Source organism: Paenibacillus sp. J22P59 (genome assembly GCF_059383895.1).
In genome coordinates, this window is sequence record NZ_JBXENX010000006.1 from 188329 (window position 1) to 208310 (window position 19982).

General features: G+C 43.9%; 16 protein-coding genes. 9 read left to right on the top strand and 7 right to left on the bottom strand.

Features of this window, described 5'->3' with window-relative positions; genetic code table 11:
- Positions 1-474 precede the first annotated feature (474 nt).
- Complete coding sequence (locus tag AC50YO_RS12375) at positions 475-1053, top strand: hypothetical protein (protein WP_494847206.1); 579 nt, start codon at positions 475-477, stop codon at positions 1051-1053.
- 283 nt (positions 1054-1336) lie between these two features.
- On the opposite strand, the gene AC50YO_RS12380 is transcribed toward AC50YO_RS12375, so the two are convergent.
- Together AC50YO_RS12380 and AC50YO_RS12385 are read right to left on the bottom strand one after the other, a co-directional pair.
- Positions 1337-3667 carry a transglutaminase domain-containing protein gene (locus tag AC50YO_RS12380; RefSeq protein ID WP_494847557.1) on the bottom strand — a complete coding sequence of 777 codons (2331 nt, stop codon included), beginning with the start codon at positions 3665-3667 and terminating at the stop codon, positions 1337-1339.
- A 260-nt stretch (positions 3668-3927) separates the two neighbouring features.
- Complete coding sequence (locus tag AC50YO_RS12385) at positions 3928-4659, bottom strand: suppressor of fused domain protein (RefSeq protein ID WP_494847207.1); 732 nt, start codon at positions 4657-4659, stop codon at positions 3928-3930.
- A gap of 311 nt (positions 4660-4970) precedes the next feature.
- Here AC50YO_RS12385 and AC50YO_RS12390 point away from each other — a divergent pair, with 311 nt between their 5' ends.
- From AC50YO_RS12390 to AC50YO_RS12400, 3 genes are all read left to right on the top strand, one after another.
- Complete coding sequence (locus AC50YO_RS12390; protein ID WP_494847209.1) at positions 4971-5723, top strand: MerR family transcriptional regulator; 753 nt, start codon at positions 4971-4973, stop codon at positions 5721-5723.
- A gap of 162 nt (positions 5724-5885) precedes the next feature.
- A complete protein-coding gene (locus AC50YO_RS12395) occupies positions 5886-6086 on the top strand; it encodes a hypothetical protein (protein ID WP_494847211.1) in 201 nt (66 codons plus the stop codon).
- A 561-nt stretch (positions 6087-6647) separates the two neighbouring features.
- Complete coding sequence (locus tag AC50YO_RS12400; RefSeq protein ID WP_494847212.1) at positions 6648-7103, top strand: hypothetical protein; 456 nt, start codon at positions 6648-6650, stop codon at positions 7101-7103.
- 63 nt (positions 7104-7166) lie between these two features.
- Here the strand turns inward: AC50YO_RS12400 and AC50YO_RS12405 are convergent, their stop codons facing one another.
- Complete coding sequence (locus tag AC50YO_RS12405; RefSeq protein WP_494847213.1) at positions 7167-8081, bottom strand: class I SAM-dependent methyltransferase; 915 nt, start codon at positions 8079-8081, stop codon at positions 7167-7169.
- A gap of 203 nt (positions 8082-8284) precedes the next feature.
- Between AC50YO_RS12405 and AC50YO_RS12410 the strand changes: the two genes are divergently transcribed.
- The 4 genes from AC50YO_RS12410 to AC50YO_RS12425 all read left to right on the top strand — a co-directional run bounded on the left by AC50YO_RS12410 (position 8285) and on the right by AC50YO_RS12425 (position 10553).
- Positions 8285-9058: an SDR family oxidoreductase gene (locus AC50YO_RS12410; protein WP_494847215.1), complete on the top strand. Its 774-nt coding sequence runs from the start codon at positions 8285-8287 to the stop codon at positions 9056-9058.
- 117 nt (positions 9059-9175) lie between these two features.
- On the top strand, positions 9176-9361 hold the full coding sequence (locus AC50YO_RS12415) for a CsbD family protein (protein WP_494847559.1): 186 nt from the start codon (positions 9176-9178) through the stop codon (positions 9359-9361).
- Between the two features lie 270 nt (positions 9362-9631).
- A complete protein-coding gene (locus AC50YO_RS12420; RefSeq protein ID WP_494847217.1) occupies positions 9632-9964 on the top strand; it encodes an ArsR/SmtB family transcription factor in 333 nt (110 codons plus the stop codon).
- Between the two features lie 52 nt (positions 9965-10016).
- Positions 10017-10553 (top strand): SRPBCC domain-containing protein, encoded by a 537-nt coding sequence (locus tag AC50YO_RS12425; RefSeq protein ID WP_494847218.1) that lies wholly within the window; start codon positions 10017-10019, stop codon positions 10551-10553.
- A 100-nt stretch (positions 10554-10653) separates the two neighbouring features.
- Here the strand turns inward: AC50YO_RS12425 and AC50YO_RS12430 are convergent, their stop codons facing one another.
- Together AC50YO_RS12430 and AC50YO_RS12435 are read right to left on the bottom strand one after the other, a co-directional pair.
- Positions 10654-16356 (bottom strand): carboxypeptidase regulatory-like domain-containing protein, encoded by a 5703-nt coding sequence (locus AC50YO_RS12430; RefSeq protein ID WP_494847220.1) that lies wholly within the window; start codon positions 16354-16356, stop codon positions 10654-10656.
- 208 nt (positions 16357-16564) lie between these two features.
- Complete coding sequence (locus AC50YO_RS12435; RefSeq protein WP_494847222.1) at positions 16565-17407, bottom strand: ROK family protein; 843 nt, start codon at positions 17405-17407, stop codon at positions 16565-16567.
- A gap of 211 nt (positions 17408-17618) precedes the next feature.
- Here AC50YO_RS12435 and AC50YO_RS12440 point away from each other — a divergent pair, with 211 nt between their 5' ends.
- The gene (locus AC50YO_RS12440; protein WP_494847224.1) at positions 17619-18374 is read left to right on the top strand and encodes a YheC/YheD family protein; all 756 of its coding nucleotides are present in this window, start codon (positions 17619-17621) and stop codon (positions 18372-18374) included.
- A gap of 81 nt (positions 18375-18455) precedes the next feature.
- On the opposite strand, the gene AC50YO_RS12445 is transcribed toward AC50YO_RS12440, so the two are convergent.
- Both AC50YO_RS12445 and AC50YO_RS12450 read right to left on the bottom strand, forming a co-directional pair.
- The gene (locus tag AC50YO_RS12445) at positions 18456-18788 is read right to left on the bottom strand and encodes a DeoR family transcriptional regulator (protein WP_494847225.1); all 333 of its coding nucleotides are present in this window, start codon (positions 18786-18788) and stop codon (positions 18456-18458) included.
- 248 nt (positions 18789-19036) lie between these two features.
- Positions 19037-19777 (bottom strand): LytR/AlgR family response regulator transcription factor, encoded by a 741-nt coding sequence (locus tag AC50YO_RS12450; protein WP_494847227.1) that lies wholly within the window; start codon positions 19775-19777, stop codon positions 19037-19039.
- Positions 19778-19982 lie beyond the last annotated feature (205 nt).

The following is a 19982-nucleotide window of genomic DNA, read 5'->3' on the forward strand; positions in this document are numbered from 1 at the left end:
GAGTGCCTGGGGCGATGTATTTTTATGCTCTAAGTCAACAAGGCGACAACGCTCGCTCTTTGAAAGTACTTTCAGGAAGTTCTAAACCGAGCACTTGCTAGTATGTGCACTTACGAAATTAGGCTGGTAGCTTAATTCTTTAGAGTGGCTGTCTGCCCTTTTGATATAGAATTAAATTGTTTCCTACAATAACTCATAAAATTGATGCGGATTAGAAGTCAACAACTTTCTCTAATCAAAAAACAATCAACAGAAAATCAACAAATCACTATGTAAAATGTGTATAATAAAGGTAAAAAGAGGACCGCTATGTCGGAGGAATTTAAGCTACCCGCGTAGCAAAGAAACATATTCAGCGTGGAAACCCTGTACTGACTAAGACCTTCGGATCCTGCTCTAGTTGGTCTCCTTAAGACAAGGAGGGTTCGTGATTACAAGAACGTAAGCTGAAACTGTCAAAGGAAGAGTGAAAATATGTCCGAAAGATCATCTTCAAAAACTTTAACTATCGTAGGAATTATTTTTATTTTTATTATTTTAAGCGGAGCAGTATTTTCGATTGTTTATCTATTCAATTTATTTGCATCGCTTCAGAAAGAAGTAGTTGCTGCAATTGTAGCAGCAACTGGAACAATACTAGTATCTGTTTTTTCTGTGATTTTCACAAAATATCTTGAAAGAAAAAGAAGTATCGAACAGGAGTTAAGGGATAGAAAGATACCTATGTATGAATCTTTTGTAGAGTTCTGGTTCGATGTACTCTATAAAAAGAGGATAACGGGGGAAGCAATGACAGAAAAGGAAATGTTGGATTTTTATAAAGAGTTTACGCAGCAAATTTTAGTTTGGGGATCAGACGGAGTAATTAAAAAATGGTCTCAATATAGAAGTAAAATTGTAAATATTGAAGATCAGGGATTTAATCAAGAGTTGCTATTTGAATTTGAAGGTCTGTTACTTGAAATTAGGAAGGATACAGGTCACAAAAACAAATATATTAATAAAGGAGATTTATTGGGGCTTTTTATTAACGATATTAGAAATCATCTATAGTGGGAAGAGCCGCCGCACCACTAATATTTCTGGCTCATTGAGCTATTAGTACTGCGATACAAAAGATTTGATCCTAGCGATGGCGAAGTTCCTGATCCCGTAACATTCTCATAGCATAAACGACAGTTGGAGCGATTGGATTTCGTATAGCGGGAACCCGATTGCGACGGGAGAGGAATAAGAATTGAGCTAGAAGTAGCAGTAAACGTATCAGCTAGCAGAGAAAAAAGGCTGCAACAGGTCACTTGTTCATGACCCGTTGCAGCCTTAAGTTTGGGGAATATTACAGGCCGACTATTATATAATTGCTTAGGCTGCCCATGGTAGCCTTTTCCTGCTTGTCCTCTGGAAGTTCGCTTATTACTTTTTGTGCCTCTTCCATTAGATCGTTTTGATCGATCTTAGTTGTCATTCGAATAACGATTTGAGTGCCGCCTGCCTTAACTTGCTTAGATAGCGCAGAGCCGAAATCGGAAGGGGAGGTGGCTTCCAGACCGTTCATGACATAATAATCTTTGGAGCCATCCGTAGAAACAAAGTTCGAAAGCTCTTCATCCGCCCAGAACTCCTTGGACAGCGTGAAGTTCATAGACTCTGCGATCTCATCGCTGGAGTAGAAGAGAAGGTAAGGAACACCGCTATTCGTCGCATTGTTCGTAGAATCAATATGAACCCAGCCGTTAGCGAGCTTAACCTTATTCCAAGCATGAGGAACACCATTCATATCGCCAGTTACGACGATGGCTTCTAGTCCTGCCAAATCGCTTAAAATCTTATACACGGAAGCATAAGAAGCGCATACTCCTATCTTTTTAACCATAATACCGTAGGTCGTGAATGAGTCGTTAAATTCAGGGTCTACGTTCTGAAAATTATTGGACTCAGCATTTTCAAGTGCAGCATCGTCATATTTGGTATTGTCATTCAAGTAATCGTAAATGGCTTTATACTTCTGTTCTTCCGACATATCCGTTTTAATGATATCAGCAACAATTTTGTTGGCTTCCGAAATAACTTCCTTTTGCTTTTGCCTGATATTATCCGCGGATTCCTCGTACTCCAGCTCTAGTGTCAGGGAAGTGTAGTTATATCTCCAGCCCTGCAGACCAATGACAAGTGGATTTTGATACATCACTTCTTGTAAAACATCGGTGATGGTCTCAAAATTTTGAGCCTCGGGAAAAGCTTTTAAAGAAATGCTTTCTTGCACATCTATCATGCTGGTTGCCAAATACTCTTCCAGAGCCGTGTCCGCATTAATCTTAACATCAGAGATCACTTCGGGTGCGGGTACTGCTAGTTGATTGCCCTCTTCGACTTTTTGCTCCGTGTTTTCTTTCTGTGCCTCTTCTACGCCCTTTTCTTGTTCTGCGGTAGAGGAAGAAGCTTCAATAATGGTAGGGACATCAGGGGTAGGTACATAGTCGGTAGAATTCTCGGGTGTGACTAAGCCGGCAGAGCTGTCTTTAGGTCTGATATCGGCAAGCACTTTAAGATCAGTTTCTGTTAGTTTTTCGACATAGACGATGCCATTCATCGCCGTGCCTTTGATCGTGACAGGAATTTCAGTGCGGCCGTATTCTGCGATGCTTACATTAGTATCATAAATAATGTCTCTAGGAGAAATGGACCCATCAACAAAGGTGACATCGGCTTTTGAAGGTAACGCGGAGATATCTTCAAAAGTGTTACTAAAAAAATTGTTGTCTCCTTTAAGTTCTTTAGGCAGTTGTGAAGATAAAGGTACTGTGCTAGCAGCATTGCTGAAAATAGATTCTTTGCCGTCTTTAACCGCAGTAACGTAATACTCGCCATTAACGCCTTGGTTTTGTGCTGATACTCTACCATCGTCGATGGTTTGAACTAAACCCCCGCTACCGTTATCCAGAAAGTCATCAAACTCGGTCTCTGTAACTGTAGCTTGGAGTAATGGACTTGGTCCGATATATGCTTCTTCGGCCCCCGTTACTGGGAGGTTCGTCGTCTCCAGTAATACGATTTTACTGCGCTTATAGACTTTATATTCGGTAGCGCCCTCTACTTTGTTCCAGGTCAATTTGAATAGGCCTTCATTACTGACGTTAGCTTTAAGACTAGGAACCTCCACTTCGGATTTTATGGTAAAAGGAACAATAATAGGCTTATCCAGCTTGGTAGGAGTTGTTGCCTCCATATCATAGTTGATTCGAATATAATAGATCGGCGCATTTCCCCAACCCTCGTTTCCATTCAGGTGCTGGGAAGTAGATAAAATCGCTCCGTTTGGCTTTATTTCGAGCGTATTCTTGTTTTCTTGAAAATCTTTAGGAAAGACCGAGGTTAAAATACGGCTCTTATCTTCTGCTTTAATATCCGTATGAACGGTGATGGCGTCAAAATCGCCCCATACGTCGCTGTTAAACTTAAATTCAAACACTTTGTCCCGGGGAACGTTGTACAATGGCATTAATGCTTTGTCCTTATCGGAACCGTACTTTTTCTTGAGGTCAAAAACCGTAGTCCCACTGGTATTAATGATAGTTTCCTTTGGTGCCTTTGAAGGTTGTACCTCTGCTTCATTACTGCCTGTACAAGCAGTAAGCAGCATACTTACAAGTAAGATTGCTACTAACACTTTTTTCAAAACTGTACACCTCTCCTTAACTAATAATTCCTAAGTCTTATAAACTATTTATGAATCGGCAAAAAGTAACAATATTATATAATACTATGGTTGGAATTGATAGTAAAAAATACCTAGTAGAGTATCTGATCTGTTCAAACAGACCAGATACTTAAAGGACCGGTAAGCAGCCCTCCTCTGTAGAGTTGCTTACCGGTCCTTTGTTCGGTGAGATATGGGTAGAGAACCTAGTGAAAGAAGAGATGATTAAATCAGAACAGGCCGAACAGCTTTTTACAAGTATTTTTGCGTGATGGATCGACGATCTGGGTTGCGCCTGCTTTATCGAGCTTCTCTAATAATGCATCTGGCCCATGCTTGAGCTTAAAGTCCATCTCTTCACTATAAAGAGGCATTAAGCTGAAGAAATGCACTTCTTTCTCCGGTGACACCGTAAGCGTGAAGAACTCTTTAAGCGATTGAACGGTAGAGGGAATGGTAACCATCATGCCGGACAGCTTAGTATTATTTGCATAGGCCTCTGCAGGATCGCCATTTGGAATTGTGTGTGCAGCATAGAGCCATGTGCTGTATTCATGAGGAAGACGGGCGAGCATCTTCAGGCATCTAATAGGCCAATAGTTTTCTTCATTATTGAAGCCTTCTTCAGTTATTGTCCAAGTGGCAGGGAGACAGATCATGAGTTCGGCATAACGGAACGCTTCGGCTCCCTCGGGAACTGTCATAGGCAGATTGCTCATCCCGCATGTAATCAGGGTAATGTAATTTCTCTCTTTGGTCGGAGCAACGAACAAAATATCGAGATGGACAAGATCGGAGATGACTTCATGGAAAACAGCTTCAATTGGCCCGATATGCTGTTCGACATGCTGAGAAATAAGATCAATGGAAGCAGCATCCCCATGAGCGTGAGTGATAGACCGGTCCAATGATTTATGGTTATAAATGATACTTCCAGCGGGCGAGCGTTCTTCTGTGTTCATAAGGGCTCCTTTGGAATAAAAATATATTTATTTAAATCATACAAGGTTGTGTTCTTTTTGGAAACATTTAGTTTTATAGCTTATATTAATAGTCGCCGTTGATGCTCATACCATTACGAAGTGAATTTATTTTACTGTATGCAAGAAACTTCTTATAAGAATAAAAACTATTTATGAGGAGTATCATTTATATTCATGCATTAGAGATTTAAAGGTGGGTATAATCTAACCACTTATATTTCCTTAAGAATTCGTCTTGACTCTCCTCTCAGGTAAGACCTTAAGCTACATATGGAAAGGAGGAATGCGTAATGCTGTACATGGTAAAAGAATTGTCGGAGCTGTCGAAGATAACAATTAAAACTCTGCATCATTATCACAAGATCGGCCTTCTCGTGCCAAGTGCGATAAGTGAAGCTGGCTACCGTCTGTATGGCGCGAAGGAGCTGGAACGGCTGCAAGAGATTCTCTTTTACAAAGAATTGGAGTTTCCCTTGGATCAAATTAAGGAGATGCTGGAGCATCATTCTGACAGGCTATCCATCCTTTCGCAACAGGAGGAGTTGCTTCTTAGCCGCAGACAGAGGCTGGATGCCATCGTTCAAACGTTGCATAAATCCATTGTATGTATAAAAGGAGGAGAGACCATGGATAACAAGGAGATGTTCAAAGGCTTTGCCAATGAGGAAGAATGGAACATAGCGTTGACCGAGCAAAATCAATATTTGAAGGAAACGTATGGGATGCAGGCTCTTGAGGTTGCCCCTGCAGATATTCAGGAAATAAATGAACAAGCGGCTGAAGCCGCGGCATTCATGACTAATATGGCGAGCTCATTAAGAGCGGGCATAATGCATAACGATGAGCAAATAGAAAATCTTATTCGCAACCATCTTGCGTTCATGAATCAGCATGGGAATAAAATTTCGGCGGATGATTTTGCTGCTCAGAATCGATTTTTCCTGAGTGATGACTTTCATCTTAAGATGCTCGAGAGCCAGCAAACCGGTTTAGCGTATTATTTATCAGCAGCGGCAGAGTCTTTCGTGGCAAGGAATCAATAAGCAAAATCAGATTCGCCACTAGCTAATTACGATAATTATATATCGTAGCAAATTCCAATTTCACCTATTAGGCTATGGCGCTGAAGCAGGTATGAACGAGTCCACTGCTGATATAATAGAATATACGGAGCAATAAAGGGTTAGTTGGAGGTGACTTATGATATGGCCATTATTACTTTTCTCCTTATCGGCTGGATTTTAAGCTGGTTTAAATTTGAACGGTTATTTATTCAAGCCTTTAAAGAGCTGTTTAGTAAAGAGGTATCATCGGCAACTTACTATTTTCTGTTTCTTTGTATCGGGATTTTTGGTGAGATCGTATTACTCTTTCAAGGTGCTTACTACGAGTACTTTTTGCATTGAAAATAGAGTGAGAGCTTTACCTGCTATTACTTATAAGATTTCTTGTAATCGGTAAAAGGGGCTATCCCAAAAGTCATGAAGATGATTTTTGAGACAGCCCTTTTCTTTTTATTTTATAGGTAGAAGGGCTAAAAGCACGTAGCCCCCTGACCCTCTAGGAGCTTTACCCCTTTTCGCTATAGATGGCGCATATGAAGAGCTTACCTTATTTTATGAAGCGTTTTTCGTGAAAACAGGCTTAATCTAGGGGTATATCGGAGATAAGGTCAGCTATATTCGGTAGTCGGAAACCGATCTGCTCCACTAATGAACATAACTTCACTGTTGCTCCTTTTTACCCGTATGAGCAGAGAGATAGAGCAAATGTATTCATTAAAGTGCGCATCACATTCCTTCTCTAGCTTGAAAGCCTGCCTCTTGGGGCAGCCTCTTAATAATGTCCATAATCTTTTGAAAAAATGACATAAATAAGGTTGTTTATGATACATTAAGATGGCGTGCTGAATGGGCAGTACAGCTTAATAATGCTGATATAGCTATCTTTGGAGAAAGGAGTGTAGCGTGAGAAAACTATTTATTATTATGGTATTGATGTTTTTGATCGGATGTTCCAAGGCCCAAGAAAAACCAAGTACAGCTGTTCTAAATACGATAAATATTTCGTTATATTCCACTGTGCATCCAGCAAAAGCTCAACCGATGCTAGTTGATGTAGTCTACGATACGAATGATCTCATGGAATATGAATCCAAGCTACAAACGAATCAAGATGTAGAGCTTCCCAGCCAATATGCTGATAGAGTGTATTATTTGCAGCTGGAATATGTGGAAAATGGGATGTCTGAGTATAAAGATTTTTTGTATGTGAGCACCTCTGAGAACAAAACCTACTTTAAAGAATTTAAGATAGCCCCAAAGTATCATTACGATCATTTTGATGACAATTCAAAAGCATCACTGTTTGAGTCCATTGGGACAACAGGGTGGACTATGTTAACTGAGAAATTACCTATGTAGTCCTTTCCTTTTGTTAAGCTAATCAAGCATAGAAATTAAACGCGTATGGCGAGGTGTATAAGCCTAAGCTTTAACTGCCAGGCAATAGTTCACATTGTCGAATGCCGTTATTATAGTTTCAGATTGGCTGTCATTGTAAGCTTGGAACAGCTGTTTGGTAATTTCCGAAGGAGTCAGATGTTGATAGATAAGCAGGTTAACCTCTTCTAGCATTTGCTCCAGCTCCGAATAGGAATAGCAGGCTTGCATAGGCTCGCCCGCCTGAGCAGCCATCATTACCTGCTTTTTCGCCCGCTCGCCTGCTTTGGGAGTGAATGTCTGCTCATCGGGATAGTCAAAAACGATGCTGCTGCCGCTCGGCACCATAGAAACAATACTAGACAGTAATTGTTTAAACACAGCCTTAGGCAAATAATAGCTGATTCCTAGTAGACTGCTGAAGCTGAGTAGATTCGAGTTATAAGCAGGGCAATTTAGCACATTGTTCTGCCAATTGGATTCGCGAAAATCAGCAGAGATGCAATGCAGATTGGACGGTGCATCCTTATGCAGATCTGATACACGTCTGCGCTTATCAGTTGCAGTAGCGGGATGATCAATTTCGAAGATTTGCAGCTTCGCAGCCCACTCTGGCTGACGGTAGGCGAAGGTATCATATCCTGCAGCAAAAATGAGATATTGTCTGGCACCCAGCGCAGCGGCAAGCGCAAGTGCCTGCTCGGTGAATGCAGCTCTGCCAAGCGGGGATGGAGACAGCTGATGGTCAACGATTCTGCGCAGCGCTTCCTCCTGTGAGCCAATAAAGTGTGGCTGGAAGAAAGCAATCGCCTGAGACATATTGCTCGCGATATTGTGGTACTCTTCGTCGGTCAGCAGCTGTCTGGCAAGCTGATCATCAAAAATTTTAGTTTGATTCTGCTCAGCATGATACGCTCTTGAGAATGCACTGACTAGCGCTGTTAAACTGGCATTGTCCATTTATCTATCACCTCCTTTCAGTTGTAGCATGGGTGTATTGAACGATACAATCCTTGATTTTTCTGCTATTTTATGGTATAATGAACGTGTTAATTTTATTAAATTCACATTATCGCCATAATTGAGGGCGATTTTTTTTATTTTAAGCCTACAATTGCTGCGTCTGCTGCACTATATCACTCTATTAGAAGGAGGAACGATAAATGGATCGATTACTGGGGAAAGTTGCTATTATTACCGGTGTGAGTCGCAGTAAAGGAATAGGGAGCGCCATAGCACGTGCTCTTGCCAGTGAAGGAGCGAATATCTTTTTCACGTATTGGTGCAATTATGATCATGATCAGCCATACGGCGCTGAACTTGATTGGCCGGCATTGTTATCAGACGAGCTTCGTTCATATGGGGTCAGGGTTGCATCTATGGAGTTGGATTTATCCGTTCCTTCTTCTCCAGAGCAGTTGTTGAATGAGGTGCAGGGACTCATCGGATTGCCCGATATATTAATAAATAATGCCACCTATTGCCAAGAGGTAGACTACCAGACGTTGAGCGCAGAAATTCTTAATACTCATTGTGCTGTAAATATTACAGGTACCTGCATGCTGTCCGTTCAGTTTGCGCGGAGGCTCGAAGCAGGCAGTGGAGGGAGAATCATTAACTTAGTTTCGGGACAAGACAAGGGGCCTATGCCGGGCAATCTGGCATACGTTGCTACCAAGGGAGCGATCTCTGCATTTACGGTCTCATTAGCAGCGGAGCTTGCTCCATTAAAGATTACAGTTAATGCCGTCGACCCCGGACCAACAGATTCCGGATGGATGGATGATAGCTTAAAGCAGATCCTGCTTCCGAAGTTCCCGATGGGCAGAATTGGGCAGCCAAATGATGCGGCGAAGCTGATCAGCTTTCTGGCCAGTGATGATGCGCAGTGGATCACAGGGCAAATTATTCATTCAGACGGCGGTTTTTGGGACTGATCTTAGAGTAGCTTGATTTTATCAAAACGTACTTATGTTGCCATCTTCCAGTATCCCCCTGTTTCAGAACATCGCTCTGGAGGTAAGTAAGAGCATACAAGTACAGAGGAGATGACAATCATGAAAACAGACGGATTGAAGGATCAAGCAAAGGGTATTGCGAATCAGACCAAAGGTGAAATTAAGGATAACTACGGCAAAGCAACCGACAATAAGAAGCTGCAGGCCGAAGGTAAAATGGATAAGCTCAAAGGCTCCGCACAGGAGAAATTGGGCGAGCTGAAGGAAAAAATCAGCAAGTAGTGTATAAGTAATTTATCCTTAATTGCGATAGGTTACCGAAGAGCAGTTGGCTTTCCCGCATAGGGAGAGCCAACTGCTCTTTTTATTGAAATCTTTTAAAGTGCTTCGAAAGGCGAGTTAGAATAAAGAACTTTAAATATTCCTTTACAGGAATATTCCCTAGATGGTATATTATTTTTAACAAAAGGAAATACAATTAAGGGGGTGCGTTGGGTTCTATAGTTACCCGTTTGGAGGGTATGACGAAATATAACGAATGGATGATTGTTTATGAATGCTAACGTTATGAGTGCCTTAGCTGAGCCTAACCGACTGCAGATTGTTGAACTATTGCGCGAAAGCCCTTTAACCGTAGGGGAGATTGCCGAGAGGCTCCAGATACGTCAACCTCAAGCGTCCAAGCATTTGCGTGTTCTTAGCGAGGCTGGCATTGTTGAAGTGCAAGCCGTTGCTAATCGGCGTATTTGCAGGCTGCGTCCCGATCCGTTCAAAGAATTGGATGCTTGGCTGGAATCGTATCGTCGTATGTGGGAGGAGCGTTACGATCGGCTGGATGATTATTTGCACATGATGCAAAGCAAGGAAGCAGAAAAGGAAGATTAGCCACAGGCTGTAATCGCTTGAGAGGCAAATAATAATGAGGAGGATATTTCATATGCCGAATTCTAACTTATCTAACCAATTGGTATCCAAGGTTGAAGGCAATACGCTTGTGCTGGAACGCATTTTTAACGCGCCTCGGGAGCTTGTGTTCAAGGCTTATACAGAGGGGGAGCATTTGAAGCAGTGGTGGGGGCCTAAAGGCTGGTCTGTTCCCGTATGCAACGTAGATTTCCGTCCGGGCGGGATATGGCATTATTGCATGAAATGCGAGGATAAGAACCAAGGCGACTTCTACGGTATGGAGTCGTGGGGCAAAGCGATTTATAAGGAAATTACAGCACCCAATCAAATTGTTTACACGGATTATTTCTCCGATGCGGAAGGTAACGCTGCTGAGAATATGCCTTCCACGCAGGTTATACTTGATTTTGTCGAGCTGGAGAATGGGAAGACAAAGCTGATTAATACAGCTAAATATGATTCACCAGAAGCGTTGCAGACGGTACTTGATATGGGCATGCTTCCAGGCATGGCGCAAACGTTGGATAATCTGGATGCTCATTTGGAGAATTTACAGAAGCGCAGCTAAAGATTGGATTATCTATTGTAAATAAACAATACCGGCAGTCTCTCTATGAGGAGGCTGCCGGTATTTGTTTGTCTATATGCCAGGCACTGCTGGATGGCTGCTACTCTTCATCTTCGTCTGACAATACGACATCAAGCACGGTTGTTTGCCCATTTATAATAAGAGGCCTTAAAATTTTTGTTTCTTTACCAGGATAAGAGAAGCGGGCATAAGACTGGCCAGCAGTGACATTTGCAAGTGCATATTGACCGCTTGGGTTGCTTATTGATTGGCGGATAAGCATCCCCTCTTGGGTAATAATCTCGGCAAGGGCCAGATAAAGTGGATTACCGGAAGTATCGCGGATCGTTCCGCGTAGCGTCCCGAACATAACGGGTAGGCGTATGCTTACGTCCTTTGCTCCTCCATTAACGATGATTCCTAGTGAAACCGAACCGAAATCAGGGTTGGAGGCTGATAACGTATAGGTGCCATTCGTGAAGCTCTGTGCTAAGAACCGCCCGGTACCGTCCGTAAAGACGGTACCGGCGACGATGTTCGAGCCATTAGTCAGCACATGAATAATTGTCCCGGCTACCGGTGAACTGTTCACTTCATCGACTACCAGTCCTGTTATGGGGAAGACAGGAGTGGATAATACTACGTCTGCTTTCTGCTGACCCTGCGTCTGATTAATAAATAAGGATTGAGCTCCGTTTGCTCCTGCGTTTGCAATAATCGTCTGCTCACCGCCAGAAAAGCTTGGAATAACGAAGCGCCCATCCTCTGAAGTAATTCCTTCACCATTCGTTACTCCATTGTGATCGACGGCAACAACGGATGTATTAGGTACACCAATGCCAGAAGAATTATGAACGGTTCCCACAATAGAAGTCTGTACAGGACGGAGCAAGAGCTCGATTGTAACCGTTTCGCCACGGGCGATAAGTACCGATGTCTGGTAAGATGCGAATCCAGCAAGAGATGCGGTGACAACATAGTTGGCAGCTGCTGCGTTCGGGATTTCGAAGCGTCCAGAAGGATCAGATACAGTAGCATCTAGCAACGGACCAAAATTGTCGAATTGCAGCAGTCGTACAGAGCTGCCTGACAGCACAACGCCTGAAAGAGAGTTGCGTACAAAGCCAATTAGCTTACCCGGCAGTGGTTGGAGAGCAAAGCTGAATCGGGTTTCCTGATTGGCTAAGATGGCGACACTTCCAAACTCACTTGCATAGCCGTCTGTAGAAATAGTTAAGGAATAGTTCCCTGGTGATAAAGTATTCACGCTATATTTTCCGCCGACTCCACTTACTATCGTTGCAATAACAGAAGAGCTCAAAGCCTTATTTATGCGTATGACTGCGCCTTGGATATTGTCCCCGGTTGTCAAATCGCTGATAAATCCAGTAAGTGTGCCGGGATTGGGAGACAGCTCCAGCACTATTCTTGTTGTAAGGTTGCTGTCTGCTACAACCGCCACGGTATTACTTCCGTAATTCAAGGCGGTTCCAGTTACGACATAATTGCCGATTGGAATGCCTGGCAGCGCAAAAAATCCGGTTTCATCTGAATAAGTTAAATCGACAGGCAAACCAAGAACATCAGTCAATTGAATCAATGCCCCTGTTATTCCAACTCTCGATGACGCATTAATGATGCGCCCTTCCAAGGAAGAGGACCGGAGCCTCAGCGTGATCATTAAGGAAACAGATACACCGGGCATGATGCTTACGCTCGTTTGTGAAGATTCGAAATTCGGTGAATTGATAATAATCAAATACTGTCCAGGCTTTATATTTGGAATGAAAAAGCTGCCATTATTGTTTATGAATACGGTTTGGGTGAGTACCCCTGTATCCGTATAGAGTTTGATCTCGGTTTGACCAGACGGCAGCAGGTTCCCTGCGCTATCTGTCACAATGCCTTTAACACTGCCTGCAAGTGGCGACAGCGCAATATTTGCAACCGCTTCGCCATTGCTGACTATAGTGGCACCCACGGTGTCCAAGCCATAACCGTCTGCTTTTGCAATAATGACGTACGTGCCTGGCTGAAGTCCAAAAAATTGATAGGTGCCGAACATAGTTGCTGCCGTACCGTTAACGATGATGCCTGTTGCGTCTGCGAATCTGATTTCTACATCTGCGCCAGCAATCGGAAGCCCGGTAGATTCATTCGTTATTACGCCTGTTACAGTACCGGGATTAGGCTGGAGAATGAATGTTAAGCCTGTGACTGCACCTCCCGGACTTACTGTCACGCCGATGATTTGGCTGCTGAAGTCAGGAGCTGTTGCGATAGCCGTTTCAATGCCTGCGGGCAGGCTGTTAACGAGGAAGCGTCCATCTGCTTGGACTGCACTTACACCGCGCAGCGTTTCGTTGCCGTTGTATACCCGGACAAATGCTGTTGCTATTGGATTGCCGTCGGTATCTACAACAATGCCGGATATGCTGCCCGGATTCTCTGTCAGTGGAATAATGACGTTTGTCGTCTGGCCGGATGCAATGGTTGCTGCCGTTACCTGCGAGGAGAACCCATCTGCAAGAGCGGTTAAGTAATAGGAGCCTGGTTTTTCGCCAAGAAACGAAAACATGCCATTAATGTCTGTGATAGTAGAAGAAATGAGAACATTATTGTTGTTGTAATATTCGATTAGCACGCCGTTTACGATCGGAGACACTTGGCCAGTTAAGATGCCTGGCTCAGGCAATAAATTGAAGGTAACGGTAGATGTTGAATTGGGACTAATGATAACTCCGAGCAAGGCGCTCTGATAGTTTAATGTTCGAACGGTAACGGTGTAGCTCCCAGGGTTAAGGCCATCAAATTGAAAGACGCTTTCATTGCTTGCCAGCTGGGCATTAACAATAAAATTACTATCGTTTGTAATAGTTGCAATGATGCCGAATAAGGGAAGGCCGGTTTCTGCATCCACGACCCTTCCTTGAATAGATCCGGGGTTAGGGATAAGCACGATAGTTGCATCCGACTGTCTATCTGGCAGCACCTGCAAGGTTGCAAATCCAGATTGGAAAAGCGCAGCAGAAGCGCTGACTGTATATAAATCAGAGGCTAGATTAGGACTGGAGAACAGCCCATTCTCATCTGTGAAGGAATTTGCTATGGTCAGACCGCTGCCCCCTGTTGCTTTCACCTCGATAGCTGCCCCCGCAATTGGAGTACCGTCCTCACTAATAACCACGCCAACTATAGAACCGGGATTTTTGAGCAATGCAAAATTAACTAGAGACTGCTCGTTGTCATTCACGGTTATGCCTTGAAAGGCATTCTGGTAGCCAGTTAAAGAAACATTGACCAAATAAGGCCCTGGAAATAGGTCTTTAATCAAATAAGTGCCATCCACTTGTGTAATGTAGCGCGTGATAATTAGTCCTCCACTTGCTACATTGACATTAAGCGTAATGGCAGCTCCGGGAAGAGGCTTGCCTGCTTCGTCTGTCACTATGCCTGATATGGAGCCTGCTTCCCTAATTAAGGAGAAATTGACGACTGTCGTCTCTCCGGGAATGACTAATGCGCTGAATGACTGACCGCCATATCCGCTTGCTCTCGTTGTTACAGAGTATAGATTAGGGCTTAGACTGCCCAAAAAGTACGAGCCGTCTGCTGCTGTTGCTACTCGACCTACAACAATATTGTTAAGAAACAGTCGAATTGTAGCGTCGAGAATAGGATTGCCTTGCGTATCGGTCACGATTCCTGAGATTGCGCCTGCAAGCTGCTCCAGCATTATATTTAGAGAGATCACATTGCCCGCAGTAACGGTAACTCCGACGATCTGGCTGGCATAGCCATCGTTGGATACTACAACGGTCAAGCTGCCAGGATTGAGAGAGTCGAGTATAAAGGAACCATTCGCCGTAGTCTGGGTCAATTTCAGTGTAATTGATTCCGAGTTGAAAATTCGTAAGCTTACACCAGACAGTAGTGCTCCTGTTGCACTATCCGTTACGGTCCCAGTAACAGTGCCAGCGAGTGGCGAGAGTGAAAAATTTACTGTTTTGGTTTCACCAGCCGAAATACTAAATCCGATGACTTGTGTAACATAGGTCGGTGCTGAAAGGCGTATACGGTCGTTGGTTGCAGGAAATAAGCTGTTAAAGGAGTAAGCGCCGGCAGCATTAGTGAAGGCTGTAACCAACACATTGTTACGATTATCAAGTACTTCGACGAGGGCGTCAGCAATCGGAAGACCTGTCTGGCTATCTGTAATCAATCCATTCAGGGAGCCTGGGTTGGGCTGAAGAGCCGCATTGACGGTGCGTGTCTCTCCGGCAGCCAAAGTAAGCGGCAGATTGAGTAATTGATAGCTGTCTGCGGACAAGCTGATTCGGTAATAGGCTGGAGTCAGACTCAGTGAATATAAGCCGGCGGAATCCGTAGTCGTCTGCGTAACATGTACGCCAAGCTGATCGGTTACATTAATGGCAGCTCCTGCTATAGCATCGGAGGATAAAGCATCGGTAACGGTTCCTTGAACGAGAGCAGGGAAGGGATTAAGAAATAAATTGCGTGTTGCAGTTTGTCCGGCATCAATTGTGACCGGAACGACTGCGGGAGCATAGCTCGGGAAGGTGAAGAGCAGAGAATACGAACCAGTGGGCAACGCTACAAAACTATAAATACCCTCTTTGCTGGTTTGAACGGTTCCAACGACTGCATTGGTTTGTAGGTTGGATATTTGAACAGTTACAGAGGATAATGGCAGCCCTGTCGATTTATCCAGAACTGTGCCAGTGACGCCTCCGACTGCAACGATTTCCAATGAAGCGGAGTTGGACGCGCGAATGCTTCCGCCTGAGAACAAATCGATACCCGACGCGGATTTTACATCCACGATTCGACTGCCTGCGGACGTAAATACAGCAATAGCGGTAAATTTCAGGAGGACAGCTTCTCCAGGCTTTAAATTTCCGATATTCCACGTAAGGGAAGAGGCGAGTTTATTAAATACAGCTTGGCCGTTCGATACGCTTGTAATAGTCAAAGAGGCGAGCTTGTCGATGGGAAAGGAGCTGTTCACGACTACGAGCGAGGCTTCACTTCGACCATCATTGCTCACTGTTATGTTTCCTGTAATCGTAAGCTGCTGTCCAGCAAGGAGAAGCCCATTGCCGCCTGCGACCATTTGCATGATAGAAAGTCTGGCTCGTACGTCTCCTCTGGAAATAGTGAGCGGATCGGAAAAAAGCTCGCTCAGCGTCTGTCCTGGACCGATGAAGTCTTTATTTAGATTGTTATTATTGGTTGCGGTAAAAAATAAGAAACGCAGCACAGATTGCTCGGTGATGCCAGTCAAGGAGAAGAGGAGGGAAGCAGGGAGGAGGAAATCGAGAAAATAGTTCCTTGAGCCGCCAAGCTGAGAGTTGTCATCCGTTGCTTGTGCGCGGGCAATATCAAAGTTGATAATAGGTGTCGAAAGGCTGGGAGTCCCTTTTCCGTCTGTACCTTCTGCTGAATCACCAAGGCTGTCAGGTATGGACACTGTGTTGCGAATAAGCTCAAGGCGGTTGTCCAAACCATTCACAACGAGCTGCCATTCATATGTGCTTGGACTGCCTCCCGTATCTAGGAGTACGCCCCAAGCAAAGTTTTTAAAGCCCGTTTTGAATCGAGGGTCAGCTTTCAAACGCATGCGAAAATATACATTTACCCCATCATAGGCATAATAGGCTGCAGGAAACTGAGCGTCTCCGACAATATCCGTCTCTTCAGGGGATACGTCTTGAATCGGATCCGTTAATGCAATGTTATTCTTTGTAACTGGTGTATATTGAATGCTGTTGGGAAAAGGCATGGCGGGCCTCCTGAATTCCTTTTTAAGACAGTGTATTCACACCTATTGCTGCGCATGCAAAGTAAGGCATGTTTGGAATGCGGGATTTGTAGGAAAGTGCTGAAGAGGGTTTAGAGTCACAAGTTAGCAGTTGAAATTAAATACAGAGCAAGGAAGAATATCTCCTTTGCTCTGAATATCGTGAATATTGATGATTTGAAGTGTTTTATCAGCGCTGCGAAGATTTGCGAATCCATTCCCGAGCGCCAAAAGCGATGACTCGGTTCTGTGTTTTTGGTGTCGTTATTGTACAACATTTGAGCAGCTCTGGCAGTGCATGCGTTTCAAGGGCAGCATGCGCTGCTTCCATGTAGCCTTTATAGGCAGGAGTGGTGCCGCCAATTATGATCACATCCGGGTTATATAGGTGCAGCAGATTGGTAAGAGCGTAACCGAAGTACTGCCCTGCTTGACGTACTGCTTCAGTGATCTGTTCATCACCTGCTTCGAGTCGCTGATTGATTGCAGCAACATCCAGCTCTGTTTGCTTTGTAATGGCGTAACCGCTGGCGAGAAGGTCGAGCAAGACAGGTTCTCCATTCACAGACAGGATCATATAGCCCAGTTCTCCGCTCCAGCCCTTCGAGCCAAGCAGCAATTCACCGGATGCTACAACCCCTGAAGCGATAAAGGCATCCGACATGATCACAATAATGGTATCATGGTCTGGGCAATGGGCAGCTTCCGCCATCGTTGCCGCCTTCATATCATTAACAAAAGCTACGGGAATGTTAGCTTCCGTCGCGAACATATCTGCTGTAACGCCGTTGAGTGCAGGCAAGACATGGCTTAGCTCTACTTTATTGCCGCCTACGACCAGCCCCGGCATACCCATGCCTATACCGCTTGGCGTAAAGGGAAGCTTGGCTATAAAGCTCTCAATCTCCTGTTGAAGATAAGCCGCCGTACAGTCTGTGCCCGTAGGAACGGTATGCTCTAAGCAGCCGTCTGCGGTGTCCGCCATCATATACATCTGCCCGCCATCTATCTCAATACCCACATATGAATTCATATTCGTTGTCTCTCCCATAATCATAATTGTGATAGAATGCCAGTTTACAAATGATAGAGCTTCTGGTCTTAGGTTCCAGTCACATATCCATATTATATATATTATGAAAATAACTACAATGATAATAATTTTGGGTAAAGGTACTGGACAGGAGCACGGGCAGACTTTATCACCCCTTCATATCTTAAGAGGGAGGGGGGAATTGTACATTATGAGTTATCGAAGTACTACGATTAAGAGTAAATGGGTAAAAACGAAGTGGCTGCTTAGCAGTGCAAGCTCACGATCTTACGTCCCGAAAACGTTGCCCTTTAGCCGAAGCAATCTTGGAACTTTGGTCTCTCAATATTCAACGGTCTATTTCAAGCCTACCGGTGGCACGGGCGGCTTTAATATTATACGGATCAAAAATCTAAGCAACGGTTATCAAATCCAACATAACGCAACGAAAAACCATTGTTCAACGCTGGATGTCCTCTATGAGCAGTTGAAAAAACGCGCGAAGCAGCGCTCTTATTTGCTGCAGAAAGGCATCAAGCTCGCCGCTGTGAATGGGAGTTCCTTTGACATTCGTGTCATGGTTCAAAAGCCAAACAATGGGGTGTGGAAGAGTACAGCGCTCTTCACCAAAATAGGAAAGCCGGGGAAGGTCACAACCAACTACCATCAAGGCGGCAAGCTCGGATATTTCCGGAATACCTTATCTAGAGCAGGCTTCAGTCAGGGCAGCATTGAACGGAAGGAAGCAGAGCTGAAGAGGCTAGGCGAATCTGTGGGACGGATATTTGATAGGCATAGCAATGGTTTTCGGGAGCTGGGACTCGATGTAGCACTGGACAATAAGGGGAATACGTGGATTCTTGAGGTGAATACAAGACCGCAGTTCTATCCGCTGAAGCATCTGAAGGACAAAAGCATGTATTACCGCATTATGTCCTATGCCAAGCAATATGGAAGGAAAAAATAGATTTATACCTATCCAAGCAAATAACAAAGGCCAACTGTCAAGGCGACAGTTGGCCTTTGCCATTATGTTCAGTAAGTATTGTTAAACGATAGCATACACATTCACGATGAAGGAAGCTTGAGCACCGCTTGGATTGGCAATATATAGGGATCTTGCTGATACGACCCTGGAGGCATTGCCACTAATGACACCTTGTAATTCAACAGGATCAGTTCCTGCTGATACATCTCTCATTACATTGAATGTGATGTCATAAGGATCTACGCCGCCGCCTTCTACTTCCCACAATAATCTTTTTGTCCCAGCAGGGAGCACCTCTGTGCTGAAATTTCCGCTCGAACGATTTTTCTGGCCACTTAATGGTGCCTTTTCCGATCGAATGCTGGCCACTAATTCTCTTGTCTGTACAGTCATTACAGTATCCCTCCATTTGCAACTCTTTTTTCTGCTGCATTATCAAGTGTATGGAGTAGGTACATCAGGTAGAACTTATTATTTCATCCGATCATACGGCTTGGAAGTTGACGAATGGATTATCCGATATTTTATATGAGGCAATTTTGGATTCAAAGTATCCTGAAATTGGGATGGCGGCTATAACTGGGGGGGAGGGAGGTCGGGGGGCTGCAGCCCCTCCTATTCGAATAGGTAGCAGGTTATAATTATAAGACACGATTACTTATGTTGAGACGTTCATAGAAGCTGTTGGTGTAGTTTTTGCTTAATTGAGCCATGTGTGAGCCGTGCTTGAAATAGATTAAAAAGGTTTGTCCAGAGGCTTCAATTCGATTGATATGCTGTAAGTTAATGATATAGCTGCGATGAGTTCGAATAAATACTTCGGGATTTAATCTATGCTCAAGTGATTTCAGCGTTTCCAGCGTAGATGATATTTTGATTTTGTTGGCAACTAGATGATATAAATACGTCGATCTGGACTCAGAAGCGATATAGAGTATCGTATTCTGATCAATAAGATCGTAGCCCCTTTGATTCTTAACTGCGAGAAAAGGCAGCTGAGGAATGTTCTTGTATTGGCTGTACAAATGTGATTTCACCCTGCAAATACACTTCTGCAGTCGATTCAAGCAGATCGGCCGGACGATATAATCCAGAACCCCGATTTCAAAGGCCCGTAGGGCAAGTTGATCATGATTCGTTATTAATATGACAGCGGCTGCTGGATTATTGTAGATGATCTGTTCTACTAATAGTAGACTGTTCGAGTCAAGATGATTAGTTCCAAGAAAAACGATGTCGGGATTGTAAGTAGGAATGTAGGATTGCGCCTCTAGTACATTAGATGGAGTTCCTACAATCGGAATTCCGCTTAGGTGCAACAGCTCGGATAATGCAGCTATGACTTCGGTCTCATGTTCAATAATAAGCGCTGATAGATTCATAAATCTCTCCTCGATATCAAATTTCCCTATCCTTTAGGAACCTGGAGCTGTAACACTCCCCTCTCTCTATATTTCATTAAGTAGATTACCCCGTCATTTTAACACACATGCAAATAAAGTCAATTATGTAATTAATTTGTAATTTAGTCGTCTTATTATAATCCCCTGTTTTTAATCCGCGATATCTTTCCATTCGTCTGTTTTT

Coding starts and splice junctions, on each gene's coding strand:
- AC50YO_RS12375 (WP_494847206.1), top strand. CDS start 475: ATGTCCGAAAGATCATCTTCAAAAACTTTAACTATCGTAGGAATTATT.
- AC50YO_RS12385 (WP_494847207.1), bottom strand. CDS start 4,659: ATGAACACAGAAGAACGCTCGCCCGCTGGAAGTATCATTTATAACCAT.
- AC50YO_RS12390 (WP_494847209.1), top strand. CDS start 4,971: ATGCTGTACATGGTAAAAGAATTGTCGGAGCTGTCGAAGATAACAATT.
- AC50YO_RS12395 (WP_494847211.1), top strand. CDS start 5,886: ATGGCCATTATTACTTTTCTCCTTATCGGCTGGATTTTAAGCTGGTTT.
- AC50YO_RS12405 (WP_494847213.1), bottom strand. CDS start 8,081: ATGGACAATGCCAGTTTAACAGCGCTAGTCAGTGCATTCTCAAGAGCG.
- AC50YO_RS12410 (WP_494847215.1), top strand. CDS start 8,285: ATGGATCGATTACTGGGGAAAGTTGCTATTATTACCGGTGTGAGTCGC.
- AC50YO_RS12420 (WP_494847217.1), top strand. CDS start 9,632: ATGAATGCTAACGTTATGAGTGCCTTAGCTGAGCCTAACCGACTGCAG.
- AC50YO_RS12425 (WP_494847218.1), top strand. CDS start 10,017: ATGCCGAATTCTAACTTATCTAACCAATTGGTATCCAAGGTTGAAGGC.
- AC50YO_RS12430 (WP_494847220.1), bottom strand. CDS start 16,356: ATGCCTTTTCCCAACAGCATTCAATATACACCAGTTACAAAGAATAAC.
- AC50YO_RS12435 (WP_494847222.1), bottom strand. CDS start 17,407: ATGAATTCATATGTGGGTATTGAGATAGATGGCGGGCAGATGTATATG.
- AC50YO_RS12440 (WP_494847224.1), top strand. CDS start 17,619: ATGAGTTATCGAAGTACTACGATTAAGAGTAAATGGGTAAAAACGAAG.
- AC50YO_RS12445 (WP_494847225.1), bottom strand. CDS start 18,788: ATGACTGTACAGACAAGAGAATTAGTGGCCAGCATTCGATCGGAAAAG.
- AC50YO_RS12450 (WP_494847227.1), bottom strand. CDS start 19,777: ATGAATCTATCAGCGCTTATTATTGAACATGAGACCGAAGTCATAGCT.